This is a genomic window from Streptosporangium sp. H16, assembly GCF_051918855.1.
Taxonomy (GTDB): Bacteria; Actinomycetota; Actinomycetes; order Streptosporangiales; family Streptosporangiaceae; genus Streptosporangium.
Genome location: NZ_JBPXMD010000033.1, coordinates 15,064 through 29,064 on the forward strand (window position 1 = coordinate 15,064; position 14,001 = coordinate 29,064).

Below are 14,001 nucleotides of genomic sequence, written 5' to 3' on the forward strand. Positions count from 1 at the left end.
GCCGCCAGGGCGGGAGACCCGGTCCGGTCAGGAGGGGACGAGGGGCAGCACGACCGCGGACGGGTGGGACGGGTCGTGGAAGATCTCGTGGTCGGTCGTGACCATCGCGCTGCCCGTGCCCAGCGGCTCACCGGTGCCGAGGTTGCGGGCGATCCGGGGGTACGCGCCTCCGGCGACGTGCACGCGGATCCGGTGGCCGCGCCGGAAACGGTGCCCGATCGGCCACAGATCCACCCGGACCCGGCGGATCCCGTCGTCCCCGGCGGGCGGGTCGCCGGGGACCAGGCGGCGCACGCCCTCGCACACGTTGTAGGAGGCGCCGTCCGGGTGCACGTCGCAGACCCGGACCACCACGTCGGCGTGCCCGGTGCCCGTGCGCACGTACAGGTCGGCGAAGACCGGGCCGATCATCTCCGTGTCCCGCCGCAGCTCTGGGCCGGTGTAGACGAGCACGTCGCGCCGGGCCTCCAGCCTGCGGTTGTCGCGCGGTTCCGAGTTGCCCAGCAGGACCGGGCCGCCCAGCGCGGGCGTCGGGTGCGCGGGGTCGTAGCGGAAGCGGTCGGGCTCGGCGCCGTGCGGGCCGCCGGTGCCGCCAGGGCCTTCGACGGCGTCAGGGGCGTCAGGGGCGTCGGGGGAGAGGGCGAAGCCGGGACGCAGGTGCCAGCGCTGCTCCCGCCCGCCGGGCACCGGCCAGTCGGAGTAGTCGCGCCACTCGTCCGCGCCCGTCACGTACAGCCTGACCGGCTGCTCGCGCAGCCCCGACGGGTCGCCGAGCAGGTGCGCGCGGAACCAGGCGAGGGCCTCGGCGTTGGCCACCCGGCCGTGCCGCACGTCCGCGTGGTACCAGGGGCCGATCGTCAGGTACGGGCGCCGCCCCGCGGCCCGCATCGCCGCGTAGTCCTTGATCTGCCAGGGCAGGAAGACGTCGTACCAGCCGCCGACCATGGTGACCGCGGCCTCCACCTCGCCCACGGAGGCGGAGAAGTCGCGCCTGCCCCAGTAGGCGGCGGGATCGGCGTGGTGGGTCAGCAGATCCTGGAAGAACGGCATGCCCCTGCCCGCCGACAGCGTGTCCAGCTCCCCGAGCGGGCGCCCCGACAGGGCCGCGCGACGCGTTCTGCGCGGGACGAACAGGGCGCTCGCCCCGCCGAACGGCCGCTCCATGGAGGCGGTCAGCGTGGTCCACATCAGCGACGACTCCAGCGCGAACGCCCCGCCCACGTAGGCGGCGTCCCGGAACTGGGAGGCGGTCACCGAGGTGGACATGGCCTTGAGGTCAGGCCCGGCGAACGGGGCGATCGCCCACTGCGCGTACCCCAGGTAGGAGGGGCCGTGCATGGCCAGGCTCCCGCCGTACCAGTCCTGGGCGCGCAGCCAGGCCAGCGTGGCCAGCCCGTCGTCGTGCTCGTCGCCGAGCGGGTCGAGCAGGCCGCCCGAGCCGAAGCCGCCCCGGCAGCTCTGTATCACGACCTGGAACCCGTGCTTGGCGAACCCGCGCCCGAAGGTCCGCCCGAACACGCCGCGCCTTCCGTACGGGGAGCGGATCAGGATCGTGGGCGGGCGCACGGCGCCGGCCGGCGCGTAGCGGTCGGCCAGCAGGGTGACCCCGTCGGGCATCGGTACCGGCAGGTCGCGCTCGACCGTGACCCGGTGGACGGCCATCCGCGGCCAAGTGATCGTCCCCATGTGCTCTCCTCGCGCAGCCCCGTGATTACCCACTGGTAACAGAACAAGGCTCGCGATGGCCAGGGCTCGCCGGTGTGAGGCTCGTCATCCTCCGGTCCCGCCGGCTCCGTACCGGCGCCTGCCCCCTGGAGATCTTCGCGGATTCCCCGTCGGTACGGGGCCGGCGTGGTGTCACGTTGCATGATCGCGGTCACCGCCGGTACTCTGGCCACATGCGAGACCCGATTACCCTTCAGTGGTGGCGCCGCTTCTAGGCGGCGCAGGTTTCGCATTCGCGAGCAGACAGGCGGCCGCCCAGGGAGGCGGCCTTTTCTGCGTCCGCTCCCTCTGGGCATCAGGGACATCAAAAGGGGCGATACCGCAGTGGAGACGAGCCGATATACCACCGCAGGCGGCATAGGGGTCGAGGTCACCGCGTCCGACGTGCCCGAGACGGTGCTTGAGGACGTCGTCACGACGCTCGGCGAGCGCCGTGGCGGAGTGCTCTCCTCCGGGATGGAGTATCCCGGCCGCTACAGCCGATGGCACCTCGCCTACGTCGACCCCTGCCTGGAGATCGTCGCCAGGGGGCGCAGGATCTCCGCCCGCGCGCTGAACGCCCGGGGCAGGGTGGTCCTGCCCGCCGTCGTGTCCTGCCTGCTGGCGGCGGGCAAGCCCGTCGAGGAGCCGACGGCCGACCTCGTCGAGGTCTACGTGGCGGAGTCGGAGGACATCCTCCCCGAGGAGATGCGCAGCCGCCGTCCCACGGTCTTCACCGCGATCCGCGAGGTCATCGCCGCGTTCAAGGGCGAGAACGAGCACCTGGGCCTGTACGGCTCCTTCGGCTACGACCTGGCCTTCCAGTTCGAGCCGATCAGGCAGGTCCTGACGCGGGCCGCGGACCAGCGCGACCTCGTGCTGCACCTGCCCGACCGGGTGATGGTGATCGACCGCAAGAGGGAGACCAGCAAGGAGTTCCGCTACGAGTTCACCGTGGACGGCGTCTCCACCCACGGGCTCGCCCGCGAGGGGGAGGTCGTGCCGCTGACCCTGCCGCCGTCCGAGCTCCCGGCCGACCCCGAGAGGGGCTCCTACGCCAAGGTGGTGGCGGCGGCCAAGGAGAAGTTCGTCCGCGGCGACCTGTTCGAGGTCGTTCCCGGCCAGGTATTCCACGCGCCCTGCACCGACCCGGCCGCCTTCTACCGGGGGCTGCGCAAGGTCAATCCGGCGCCGTACGAGTTCCTGTTCAACCTCGGCGAGGGCGAGCACCTGGTCGGCGCCTCCCCGGAGATGTACGTCCGGGTCAGCGGCGACCGCGTCGAGACCTGTCCCATCTCCGGCACCATCGCCCGCGGCGGCAACCCCATCGAGGACGCCGACGCGATCCGGACCCTCCTGTCCAGCGTCAAGGAGGAGTCGGAGCTGACCATGTGCACCGACGTGGACCGCAACGACAAGTCCCGCATCTGCGTGCCGGGGACGGTCCAGGTGATCGGCCGCCGCCAGATCGAGATGTACTCCCGGCTCATCCACACCGTCGACCACATCGAGGGCCGGCTGCGTCCGGGGTTCGACGCCCTCGACGCCTTCCTCACCCACATGTGGGCCGTCACCGTCACCGGTGCCCCCAAGACCTGGGCGATGCAGTTCATCGAGGACCACGAGGCCACCACGCGGCGCTGGTACGGCGGGGCGGTCGGCTACATCGGCTTCGACGGCTCGATGAACACCGGCCTGACCCTGCGCACCGCGCAGATCCGCGGCGGGGTCGCCACCGTCAGGGCCGGGGCCACGCTGCTGTTCGACTCCGACCCCGAGGCCGAGGAGCGGGAGACCGAGCTCAAGGCCAGCGCCCTGCTGGGCGCCCTGGCCGCGGTCGGCGCGGCCTCGCAGGAGCGGGCCGAGGCCGAGGTGGCCGCCACGCCGCCGGGAGAGGGGATGAAGGTGCTGCTCGTCGACCACGAGGACTCCTTCGTCAACACGCTCGCCGACTACTTCCGCCAGCAGGGCGCCGAGGTCGTCACGCTCAGGCACGGCTTCCCCGTCACGATGATCGATGAGATCGCGCCCTCCCTGGTGGTCCTGTCGCCCGGCCCCGGCTGGCCGTCCGACTTCGGGCTGCCCGCCCTGGTCGGCGCCCTCTACGAGCGCGACCTGCCGGTGTTCGGCGTCTGTCTCGGCCTGCAGGGCATGGTGGAGCAGGCGGGCGGCACCCTCGAACTGCTGTCCTATCCCGAGCACGGCAAGCGCGGCCAGGTGCGGCGGCTGGGCCCCAGCGCCCTGCTCGACGGGCTCCCCGAGGAGTTCACCGCCGCGCGCTACCACTCGCTCCACGCCAAGCGGCCGGGCGTCGCCGGGTTCACCGCCACCGCGCTCACCCCGGACGGCGCGGTGATGGCCATCGAGGACGTGGAGCGACGCCGTTTCGCGGTGCAGTTCCACCCCGAGTCGATCCTCACCGCCGAGGGGGGCTCGGGAGCGAAGATCATCGCCAACGTTCTTCGCCTCTGCCGCAAGAACGGGTAAAGAACCCGTACTTCGCGCCCGGCGGTCACGCCGGGTGACCCTAGAGTTCTCCCCGTCGTGGAGACCGCTGGGCGTAACGGGCCAGGACCGGCCGGTACGCCCGGCGGCGGGGGAGGAGCGGGCATGAGGTCGGACGGCGTGCTGCCCGTCGAGTTGCCCGACGCCGTACGGGAGGCGCTGCTGGCGCCGCTGGTCGACCACAACTGCCGCGGCGTGCGCCGCGACGAGCTGACCCGGGCCCGGTTCGAGACACTGCTCACCGACGCGGAAACCCCCGCGCCGCCGGGCACCACCCACTTCGACACCCCCGCGGGCGCCGCGGTCCGCCGCTGGTGCGCCCCCGTTCTCGGCCTCGCCCCGCACGTGCCGCCCGCCGTCTACCTGGCCCGCAGGGCGGAACTCGGCGCGGCGGAGGTGAACCGGCGGCTGCTGGGCGCCGCGGGGATCTCCACCTTCCTGCTCGACGGGTCCGGCGACCCCGGCGATTCCGACGACTCCGGCGGGGAGGGCTTCGGCGGCTTCGAGAAGGGCCCCGGCGGTGCCGAGGTGCTGCCATCGGCCGGGATGGGGCACGCGGGCGGCGCGGACACCGCGCGGGTCGTCCACATCGAGCGGGCCGAGGAGGAGGTCGCCGGCACCGCCGTCTCGGGCGCCTCCTACATCTCCGCCCTCGCCCAGGAACTCGCCGAGCGGGCCGTCCGCGCCGTCGCGCTGAAGTCGGTCACCGCCCACCGCTCCGGCCGGCCCCTCGAGCCGGCCAGGCCGAGCCGGGGAGCGGTGATCGCGGCGGCCACCCGGCGGCTGGCCTGCCCGGGGGAGGGGCTCACCGACCAGGTGCTCCTGCGCCACCTGCTCTGGACGGCGATCGACGTGGCCAGGGAGTGCGGGCGGCCGCTGCAGTTCCACACCGGCCTCGCCCGCCATGCCGGCGGTACGCGCCACGGCGTCCACCCGGGGCGCGCCGGCCGTGCCACCTCCGGCGGTCGCGGCGCGTACGGCGGCCACGAGAGCTACCGGGGCGGCGGTCACGGCGGCTTCGGCGCCGCCGGGGGCGCCGGAGGTCTCGGCCCCTCCGGAGGTCTAGCCGGTTCGGGCTGGGGTCCCGGCTCCGGTCCGTACGGCGCGGGTCCGGCGCCGCTGGCCGGCTTCATCACGGCGACGCAGCCGATGGGCGTCCCCGTCGTCCTGCTGCACTGCCACCCGTTCCATCGCCAGGCGGCCTATCTGGCGGGTACCCTCCCGCACGTCTACGTCGACGTGGGAGCGGCCCTGACCCGCAGCGCCACGGGGTCGGCCGCGGTCATGGCGGAACTGCTGGAACTCGTGCCGTTCCACAAGCAGCTGTTCGGTTCCGGCGGCCGCGGCGTGGCCGAGACCTGCCACCTCGGGGCCCTGCACTACCGGCGCGGCCTGGCCGGGGCACTCGCCGCGCGCCTGGCCGACGGCGAGTGGAGCGCCGCGGACGCCGCCCGGGTGGCGCAGATGATCGGCTCGGGAAACGCCCGCCGGATATACCGATTGTGACGGGTGCCCATCTCCGGGACGGCTGAGCCCCTGGAATACGATGAGGCGACTGTTGGTGCGACGAGGGGGAGCCAGTTGACGGGCGATGGGGCAGAGGCACGTTTTCTTGACGACGTGACCGTGGAGTTGGTCAAGCACAGTGCCTCCGACACCGACGTGCTCTGGGCCGCGCGGGTGTCGACCGCGGGGGAGCAGTCCCTGGAGGAGATCGGCAAGGACCCCGAGCGCTCCAGGGGGCTGATCAACTTCCTGATGCGCGACCGGCACGGCAGCCCCTTCGAGCACAACTCGATGACGTTCCTCGTGTCCGCGCCGATCTTCGTCTTCCGCGAATTCCACCGCCACAGGGTCGGGTGGTGCCTCGCCGGTGATTCCGAGATCACGCTGGTGAGCGAGAAGGGGCACCTTCGCCGGCGGACGATCGAGGAGCTGTATCGGCTCTGGCACCACGGCGTCGAGGACACCCTGCCCCGCGCCGGTGGAGGAGTGTCATGGAACAAAAGAGCGGGAAAGTGGAACGCCCAGGTCAAGCACATGAATCGGCTGCACTACCTGGGGTTGTACGACACGCGCGAAGCCGCTGAGCAGGCGGTGGCCGCCTTCAGGGCGGAGCATCCCTCCAAGCGGTTGCGAAAGCTCGATTCAGTCCGCCGTAATCACGTCCGCTGCTATGACGAGACGACCTTGCAGGCGTCACGAGCCAGGATCCTGGACGTCATGGAGTCCGGAGTCAAAGAGCTCATTCGCTTGACCACCGCGAGCGGGCGGGAGCTCAGGTGCTCGGTGGACCACGCGGTGCTCACTCCCGACGGATGGCGGAAAGCCGGGGAGCTGGGGGTCGGGGACGCGCTGATGGCCGGGACCGCCGTTTCCCGCCCCTCCCAGGCGTTGATCCCTCCGAGCCTGCGTACCGGAATCGGCGTCTGGACCTCCATGCAGCGATTGCGGCTCATCGGGGAGACCGACACGTGTCATATCTGTTCCGGTGAGTTCGCGAGAGAGGACCTGGCGCTCGATCATGTCGTTCCTGTCGCCGCCGACCTGCTGAAGGCACTCGACGAGAGCAATCTCGCGCCCGCCTGCCTGCCCTGTCACCGCAAGAAGAGCAACGCGGAGCAGGCGCTGGCCAGGCGCGGGGGAAAGATCTCCGTGGCCACACCGGATGTGATCACTTCGATCGAGGACGGTGGCGAGGAAATGACCTACGACCTTTCCGTTGAAGGTCCCTGGCACAATTTCCTGGCCAACGGGATCGTCGTTCACAACTCATACAACGAGGAAAGTGGGCGTTACCGGGAGCTTCAGCCTAATTTCTACGTTCCGGGGGCGGAGCGGAAGCTGGTCCAGGAGGGCCGGCCGGGCAAGTACGTCTTCGCCGAGGGCAGTGCCGAGCAGCACAAGATCGTCACTGAGGCGATGGAGTCGTCGTACCGGCAGTCCTACGCCGCCTACCAGGAGATGCTGGAGGCCGGGATCGCCAGGGAGGTGGCCAGGGCGGTGCTGCCCGTCGGTCTCTTCTCCTCGATGTACGCCACCTGCAACGCCCGCTCGCTCATGCACTTCCTCTCCCTGCGCACCAAGAACGAGCAGGCCAGGGTGCCCTCGTTCCCGCAGCGCGAGATCGAGATGGTGGCGGAGAAGATGGAGGCGGCCTGGGCGGAGCTGATGCCCCTCACTCACGCGGCCTTCGTGGCCGCCGGCAGGGTCGCGCCCTGAGGAGCCGCCGGGCGCGCGGGCCGGAGAGCTTCCCGCCCGCCGCCCCCTCGGTCCCCGTCTCCTGCCCGGCGCCGCTCGGCCCGGTGTTTCTCGGGGGCGGTCAGCTCGTGGTCTCCTGGCGGCGGGAGAGGGCGGGCAGGACGAAGATCTCGGCGCCCGGGGGCAGAGCGCAGTCGAGGCCGCCGAGGTGCCGGGCGTTCTCGCCGCAGACGAACATGCTGATGTGGCGCCGGATGCACCCGTAGTCGTCGCGGAGCCGCTGCTCCAGAGACGGGTGGGTGCGGCGAAGCATGTCGAGGGCGGAGCCCAGCGTGGGGTGGCCGTCGTCGTGGTCGGCGATGGCGAAGACGCGGATCTCGGTGGTCTCGCCCGCCCAGTGCCGGAGCGTGGCGGGAAGCATGAAGGTCACGAGCGTGACGGGTCTGGCCATCGGCTCAGCGCACCGTGTCGTGGGGGGAGGGCACGGCCGGGCGGCCCGGACCGGCCGGGGGCAGGGGACGGGTGTCGTCCTGACCTCGGCGGGGCCGCCGCCGGTGGAGGGGACCGGGGACGGGCGCGTGCGGGCGGACGGCTCCGGCCGGAGAGCCGGACGGATGACGATGGTGGCGGACGGGTCCGCGCGGGTGGCGGTCGAGAGGTGGGCACGGGCTGGGAGGGGGGCCGTCGTGCATGACCATCTCCTTTCGGATTGGGCCTCATGCTGCCATGCCACGCCGTGTCTCGCCGTGCTCTATGAAATTTGCGTGATCAGTTCGGGGCGTTAGTCCCGATTGTCGTTCAGAGCTCACCCTGCACGATGTCCCGGTGGATGTGCGGCAGCGGCATTCCGCCCCGCTGGAGCCTGCGGACCGTCTCGTTGACCATGGCGGTCGGGCCGCAGACGTAGGCCTCGTGGCCGGCCCACGAGTGGAACCGCTCCATCACCTCGGCCACCTGACCCCGCATGCCGTCGTACCCCGGTTCGCCGGAGACCACGGGCAGTACCCGCAGCCACGGGAAGGCGGACTCCATCCGTACCAGGTCGGTCAGGTCGTAGAGTTCGGCGGCGGTGCGGGCCCCGTAGAGCAGGTGGACGTTGGGGCGGCGTCCGGAGCCGATCACGTGCTCCAGGATCGCCTTGATGGGGGCCAGGCCGGTGCCGCCCGCCACGCACAGGATGTCGCGCCCCGAGTCGGCGGGCACCATGGTGCCCATCGGAGGGCCCAGCATCAGGGTGTCGCCGATCCGGGTGTGCTGAACCAGCGTGGTGGAGACCCAGCCGCCGGTGATCGCGCGGACGTGCAGGCGGACGGTGTTGTCGTCCCTGGGCGCGTTCGCGATGGAGAACGTGCGCCAGACGCGCGGCCAGCGTGCGGTCTGCACGTTGACGTACTGGCCGGGCGTGTAGGGCAGCTCCTGGTCGAGCCGCAGGGTGATCACCGCGATGTCCGGCGTGCGGAGCTCGTGGTCGATCACCTCGGCCAGCCACCAGGCGGGCGACACGCCCGCGTCCGACTCGGCTGATTCGATCATGAGATTGGCGGCGGCCGTGTACGCGGCCACCCACGCCGCCTCTATCTCGTTGTTCCAGATCTCGGCGGCGAAGCGCCTGATCGTGGCGAGGAGCGCGTTGCCGACCGCGGTGTAGTGCTCGGCGAGGACCCCGTACTTGCGGTGGTCGCGACCGAGCTGGCCGAGGAACGACGCCAGGCTGCCGGGGCTGTCCAGGCTCCAGACGATCCTGGTCAGCGCGCTGAACAGGCGGTCGCGCTGGACGTCCATCGCCGGGGGGAACATCGCCCGCAGGTGCGGGCTCTCGGCGAACAGGCGCCCGTAGAAGTACGCCGCGGCCTTGTCCGCGACGGGTTCGACGAGGGCGAAACTTTCCTTGACGAGATGCGGATTCAACGACATTTAACGAACCCACCCTAATTGATCGGATCAAAGTCCGATCATGCAGATCCACCTCCCTGACGGCTCCGGGTGACGAGCGACCGGGAGCCCCGGCTCACCTGGCCACTCGAATTTGAGTCTTCCATCACCATGTAGACGTCACAACCGTTTCTCAGCAATATGGTGGGAAATCTAACTATCCGTAATTGAAAAGTTATTTTGCGTGACCAACTAATTCCCGGCGATCGGCGTAAGCGAATAATAATCACGTTCAATTTGAATTGAGAGTTTACTGGTGGTAAGCCCTGTGGTCATGGCTGAGTTCCAGCTCGCCGGGGGTGTGAACCGTCCCCGAGGTGAGAGTTGGGGACTCCCGGCGAGACGACACTGATACCTCGAATGTGTGACATGACCGAAATGGAGTGCGCCATGATAGGGGAGCTGTTGGAGATGGGATCGGTGCTGTCCGAAACAGGTGGCGCCACCTCGCGCACGCCCCCTGGAGAAACGCATGCCCCGACCCTTGATCGGTATCACCACCTACCTCGAGGCCGCCCGCTGGGGCGACTGGGTCAGGGAGGCCGTCCTGTCGCCGCCCTCCTACGCGCGGGCCGTCGAGAAGGCGGGCGGCGCCCCGGTGCTGCTGCCCCCGCTCAACCTCGGCGGGATCGACGACTACGTCGGCGGCCTGTCGGGCGTGATCCTCGCCGGAGGGGGTGAGCTCGATCCCTCCCTCTACGGGGCCGCCCGCGAGGAGCGCGTCAGGGACCCCCAGCCGCACCGCGACCGCTTCGAGCTGGCGCTGGCCCGCGCCGCCGTCAAGGCCGACCTGCCGCTGCTCGCCTCGGGGCGGGGCATGCACGTCCTGAACGTCGCCCAGGGCGGGACCCTGATCCCCTGGCTCCCCGAGGTGGTCGACCACGACCGCCACGCCGCCGCCCAGGCGCACCGCATCCAGATCAGCGTCTCCAGCAAGCTCGGCAAGACGGTGGGCGACACGGCCGAGGTGACCGCGCCCCATCACCAGGCCGTCAAGCGGCTGGGCACCGGACTGCTCGCCGTGGCCTGGGCCGACGACCAGATCGTCGAGGGCGTCGAGCTGCAGGGGCACCGGTTCTGCGTCGGGGTGCAGTGGAATCCCGGACGCGCCGGGGACAACCGGCTCATCGAGGCCCTGGTCGAGGCGGCCCGGCGGTGACGTCCGGCGGGTAAAGTGCCGATCATGCCGTTGCACCCGCAGGCCGAGGCCTACCTGAAACTCTTCCAGACGGACCTCGGTGCCCCTCTCTCCACGCTCACCCCCGACATGATCGCCGAGTTGCGGACCCTGGACGCCTTCGCCGAGCAGCGTGGTCCGATCATTCCCCTCCCGACGGTCAGGGACGAGGTCGTCGAGGGCGTACCGGTCCGGGTCTACCGGCCCGAGGAGGGCGACGGTCCCCTCCCCGTGATCGTCTACTTCCACGGCGGGGGCTGGGTCTTCGGGAGCGTCGAGCGCAACGACGCCCTCGGCCGCGACCTCGCGGTGCGCAACGGGGCGGTCGTGGTCTCGGTCGACTACCGGCTCGCGCCCCACCACCCCTTTCCCGCGGCGGCCGACGACGCGTGGAGCGTCGTGCAGGACGTCTTCGCCCGTCCCGGCGCCTACGGGATCGACCCGGGGCGCGTCGCGGTATGCGGTGACAGCGCCGGGGGCAACCTCGCGGCCGTGGCCGCCTGGCAGGCCAGGGACGCCGGGCTCGAACTGGCCCATCAGCTGCTCGTCTACCCGGTGGCCGACGTCGCCATGGACACCGGGAGCTACCGTTCCTACGCCACCGGCTTCGGGCTCGGCGCCGACGAGATGGCCTGGTTCGTCGCGCAGTACGGCGGTGACCCGGCCGACCCCCGGCTGGCTCCGGCCCGGCTGGCCGACAAGTCCGGCCTGGCTCCGGCGACGGTGATCGTCGCCGAGTGCGACCCCCTCTGCGACGAGGGCGAACAGTACGCCGCCCAGCTCGCCGCGGCCGGGGTGCCGGTCGAGGTCAGGAGATACGAGGGGGCCATCCACGGTTTCTTCGGCCTGCCGGGCTTCTTCGACCAGGCGACCGAGGCACGCGAGTACGCCGCGGCCCGTCTCGCGGAGGCCTTCCGGTAGCCGGCTCTTTCCGGCCGGCCGATATCCGTCCGGCGAGCGGAGCCTTCGCGCGGGGTGTCTCCCGCGGGGCGGGGTCCGTGCCGGACATCCGCCGGAGACGCCGCCCGGACCCGTACGGCAGCGGCCGCCCCGAGGCGGTGGCGCCGTCAGAAGCGCCCGGTCAGAAGCGCCCGTGCAGGGCGGCCAGGCCGGGCTCGAAGACCTGGCCGACGACGAACCTCCGCACCTTCGCCGCGTCGCCGGTCTCGAAGGTGGCCGACCACTCGACGAACGCCCTCCCGCTGTCGGTGACGGGGGCGACCCGGTAGAGCGCCCGGTAGTCACGGACCGGCAGCGGGCTCTCCAGGATCTCGTACGTCGCCGAGCGCGAGGCGTCGTCGAGGGTGAGCAGCCGCTCCCTGAAGACTCCGCCGGGGCCCTCCAGTCTGCGCACCGCGCCCGGCCGGGAGCGCTCGCCGTCCTCGATCTCGCAGCCGGTGATCCCCGGCAGCCACTCCGCCAGGTTGCCGAAATCCCTCAGGTACTCCCACACCTCGTCGGCGGAGGCGTTGATCACCGTGCTGGCGTACGCGGACATCGGCTACTCCTCGTGCTGGCCTGTCGCCGAGGGTGATGCCCGCGCGCGCCGCCGGGTAATCAGGGCCAACGGGTGATCGGGTCAGAAGCTCCTGGGCAGCCCGAGCACCTGAGTGGCCAGGTAGTTGAGCAGGAGCTCCTCGGTGACGGGGGCGACCTTGCCGATGCGGGCGTCGGCCAGCAGGCGGGCCACCGGGTACTCCAGCGAGTAGGCCATGCCGCCGTGCGTCTGGAAGGCGTGGTCCGCCGCCTCCCACGCGGCCTGCGAGGCGGTCAGCTTGGCGATGTTGGCCTCGGTGCCGCAGGGCAGCTGCCTGTCGAACAGCCAGGCGGCCTTGTAGAGCATCAGCCTGGCCAGTTCGATCTTCGCCTTGACCTGGGCGAGGGGGAAGGCGATGGCCTGGTTGGCGCCGATCGGGCGGCCGAAGACCTCGCGCTCCTTGGCGTACTGCACGGCCACCCGCAGCGCCACCTCGGCGCCGCCGAGCGCGGAGGCGGCCAGCAGGACGCGCTCGGGGTTGAGGATGTCCCACAGCACCAGCGCGCCCTGGTCGACCTCGCCGACCACGTTCCTCTCCGGGACCCGGAGGTCGTCGAGGAAGACCATGTTGGACGGTGTGGTGTTGGCGCCCAGCTTCGGGATCGGCCGGAAGGACAGCTGCCCGGCGGCGACCGCCTCGGGGACGTTCACCAGCAGGACGGTCAGGCCGTTGGAGCGGGGTTTGGCCTCGGCGGCCGGGATGGTCCGGGTGACCAGGAGCATCCAGGTGGCGCGCTGCACGCCGGTGATCCAGATCTTCTGGCCGTTGACGACGAACTCCGCGCCGTCGCGGCGGGCGAAGGTGGAGATGCCCAGGGCGTTGGACCCGGCGTCGGGCTCGGTCAGCGCGAAGCAGGTCTCCAGCTCGCCGGTGGCCAGCTTGGGCAGCAGCTCGTCGCGCTGCCACCGGCTGCCGTGCCTGGACAGGGTCATCGCGCCGAACCCGGGGGTGAGCACGTAGGTGAACGCCGAGCCGCCGGCCGAGCCTGAGGCCGACAGGGTCTCGGTGGCCACGGCCAGCTCCAGCAGGCCCTGGCCGCCGCCGCCGTACTCCTCGGGCACGGCCAGGCCGAGCCAGCCGCCCTTGGCCAGGTCCTGCCAGACCTCCTCGGGCCAGCGTTTCTCGCTCTCGCACCGCTGCCAGTAGTCCAGGTCGTAGCGGGCGCAGATGTCGCCGATGCCGCGTTGCACGGCGAGGGCACTCTCGGGGAGGGTGAAGTCCACGATGATCAACTCCATTCTGGCTGCGGGCGCAATCGTAGAACGTAGTTCGGTATCTTCGTGGCGTCCCGGCCCCCGGCCCGCGGGATCAGGCCTCCCGGGCGGGATCCAGCCGCGGCCTGCGCGCGTGGTAGACGAAGGCCGGCGGCACGTTGCCCCACACCGTCCGGCCCGTGACGACCTCCTCGAATGTGTCGACCAGGCGCCTCCTGAAGCGCCGCGCCGGAGGAAGGCGCTTGGCGAAGCTGTAGGCGAAGGTGGTGAAGGCCGTGTGCGGGCCCATGATCCCGGTGACCGCGCCCAGCAGGCGGGCCTGGGTCTCCTCGGAGAAGGCGGCCCAGGGGAGCCCGCTCACGATCGCGTCGGCCTGGGGCAGGCCGCGCTCCTGGAGCAGCTGGGGCAGCCGTACCGCGTCGTCGACCACGACGTCCACGCCCGGGTTCCTGGCGGCGAGGAACTCGGCCAGCTTCGGGTTGATCTCGACGGCGATGTGGTGCCCCCGGCCGCCCAGCCGGCGCTGGATCTCCGCCGTGAACGCGCCCGTGCCGGGGCCGAGCTCGACGATCACCGGGTCGCCCCGGTGCGGGACCGGCGAGGCCACCGTCTCGGCGAGCCGCCGCGAGCTCGGCGCCACCGCTCCGACGGTGCCCGGCGAGCGGATCCACTGCCCCAGGAAGAGCGTGGTGTCATTGGTCATGGTTTGAAGGGTAGAGGGTACGGAAGC

Annotated in this window: 11 protein-coding genes; 5 read left to right on the top strand and 6 right to left on the bottom strand. The window is 71.3% G+C overall.

The window, feature by feature from the left end; genetic code table 11:
• Positions 1–27: 27 nt before the first annotated feature.
• Positions 28–1,686: a CocE/NonD family hydrolase gene (locus ACTOQ2_RS35815; protein ID WP_440105249.1), complete on the bottom strand. Its 1,659-nt coding sequence runs from the start codon at positions 1,684–1,686 to the stop codon at positions 28–30.
• Between the two features lie 363 nt (positions 1,687–2,049).
• On the opposite strand from ACTOQ2_RS35815, the gene ACTOQ2_RS35820 reads away from it, so the two are divergent.
• The 3 genes from ACTOQ2_RS35820 to thyX all read left to right on the top strand — a co-directional run bounded on the left by ACTOQ2_RS35820 (position 2,050) and on the right by thyX (position 7,431).
• On the top strand, positions 2,050–4,191 hold the full coding sequence (locus ACTOQ2_RS35820; RefSeq protein WP_440105250.1) for an anthranilate synthase component I: 2,142 nt from the start codon (positions 2,050–2,052) through the stop codon (positions 4,189–4,191).
• A 123-nt stretch (positions 4,192–4,314) separates the two neighbouring features.
• Positions 4,315–5,715, top strand: a complete 1,401-nt coding sequence (locus ACTOQ2_RS35825) for an amidohydrolase (protein ID WP_440105251.1) — start codon at positions 4,315–4,317, stop codon at positions 5,713–5,715.
• A 114-nt stretch (positions 5,716–5,829) separates the two neighbouring features.
• The gene (gene thyX, locus ACTOQ2_RS35830) at positions 5,830–7,431 is read left to right on the top strand and encodes an FAD-dependent thymidylate synthase (protein ID WP_440105252.1); all 1,602 of its coding nucleotides are present in this window, start codon (positions 5,830–5,832) and stop codon (positions 7,429–7,431) included.
• A gap of 100 nt (positions 7,432–7,531) precedes the next feature.
• On the opposite strand, the gene ACTOQ2_RS35835 is transcribed toward thyX, so the two are convergent.
• Both ACTOQ2_RS35835 and ACTOQ2_RS35840 read right to left on the bottom strand, forming a co-directional pair.
• Positions 7,532–7,861 (bottom strand): hypothetical protein, encoded by a 330-nt coding sequence (locus ACTOQ2_RS35835; RefSeq protein WP_350977370.1) that lies wholly within the window; start codon positions 7,859–7,861, stop codon positions 7,532–7,534.
• Between the two features lie 347 nt (positions 7,862–8,208).
• A complete protein-coding gene (locus ACTOQ2_RS35840; RefSeq protein ID WP_440087410.1) occupies positions 8,209–9,324 on the bottom strand; it encodes a globin domain-containing protein in 1,116 nt (371 codons plus the stop codon).
• A gap of 490 nt (positions 9,325–9,814) precedes the next feature.
• On the opposite strand from ACTOQ2_RS35840, the gene ACTOQ2_RS35845 reads away from it, so the two are divergent.
• Together ACTOQ2_RS35845 and ACTOQ2_RS35850 are read left to right on the top strand one after the other, a co-directional pair.
• Entirely contained in the window at positions 9,815–10,501 is a 687-nt protein-coding gene (locus ACTOQ2_RS35845; RefSeq protein ID WP_440105253.1) for a gamma-glutamyl-gamma-aminobutyrate hydrolase family protein, read from the top strand.
• Positions 10,502–10,525: 24 nt separating this feature from the next.
• Complete coding sequence (locus ACTOQ2_RS35850; RefSeq protein ID WP_440105254.1) at positions 10,526–11,440, top strand: alpha/beta hydrolase; 915 nt, start codon at positions 10,526–10,528, stop codon at positions 11,438–11,440.
• Positions 11,441–11,600: 160 nt separating this feature from the next.
• On the opposite strand, the gene ACTOQ2_RS35855 is transcribed toward ACTOQ2_RS35850, so the two are convergent.
• The 3 genes from ACTOQ2_RS35855 to ACTOQ2_RS35865 all read right to left on the bottom strand — a co-directional run bounded on the left by ACTOQ2_RS35855 (position 11,601) and on the right by ACTOQ2_RS35865 (position 13,974).
• Positions 11,601–12,017, bottom strand: coding sequence for an SRPBCC family protein (locus ACTOQ2_RS35855; RefSeq protein WP_440105255.1), 417 nt, complete (start codon positions 12,015–12,017; stop codon positions 11,601–11,603).
• A gap of 81 nt (positions 12,018–12,098) precedes the next feature.
• Complete coding sequence (locus ACTOQ2_RS35860; protein ID WP_440105256.1) at positions 12,099–13,280, bottom strand: acyl-CoA dehydrogenase family protein; 1,182 nt, start codon at positions 13,278–13,280, stop codon at positions 12,099–12,101.
• An 85-nt stretch (positions 13,281–13,365) separates the two neighbouring features.
• Positions 13,366–13,974 carry a class I SAM-dependent methyltransferase gene (locus ACTOQ2_RS35865; RefSeq protein WP_440105257.1) on the bottom strand — a complete coding sequence of 203 codons (609 nt, stop codon included), beginning with the start codon at positions 13,972–13,974 and terminating at the stop codon, positions 13,366–13,368.
• Between the last annotated feature and the right edge of the window lie 27 nt (positions 13,975–14,001).

Excerpts from the sequence above, each read along its gene's own strand:
- ACTOQ2_RS35815 (WP_440105249.1), bottom strand. The coding sequence starts at position 1,686 with ATGGGGACGATCACTTGGCCGCGGATGGCCGTCCACCGGGTCACGGTC.
- ACTOQ2_RS35825 (WP_440105251.1), top strand. The coding sequence starts at position 4,315 with ATGAGGTCGGACGGCGTGCTGCCCGTCGAGTTGCCCGACGCCGTACGG.
- ACTOQ2_RS35835 (WP_350977370.1), bottom strand. The coding sequence starts at position 7,861 with ATGGCCAGACCCGTCACGCTCGTGACCTTCATGCTTCCCGCCACGCTC.
- ACTOQ2_RS35840 (WP_440087410.1), bottom strand. The coding sequence starts at position 9,324 with ATGTCGTTGAATCCGCATCTCGTCAAGGAAAGTTTCGCCCTCGTCGAA.
- ACTOQ2_RS35845 (WP_440105253.1), top strand. The coding sequence starts at position 9,815 with ATGCCCCGACCCTTGATCGGTATCACCACCTACCTCGAGGCCGCCCGC.
- ACTOQ2_RS35850 (WP_440105254.1), top strand. The coding sequence starts at position 10,526 with ATGCCGTTGCACCCGCAGGCCGAGGCCTACCTGAAACTCTTCCAGACG.
- ACTOQ2_RS35855 (WP_440105255.1), bottom strand. The coding sequence starts at position 12,017 with ATGTCCGCGTACGCCAGCACGGTGATCAACGCCTCCGCCGACGAGGTG.
- ACTOQ2_RS35865 (WP_440105257.1), bottom strand. The coding sequence starts at position 13,974 with ATGACCAATGACACCACGCTCTTCCTGGGGCAGTGGATCCGCTCGCCG.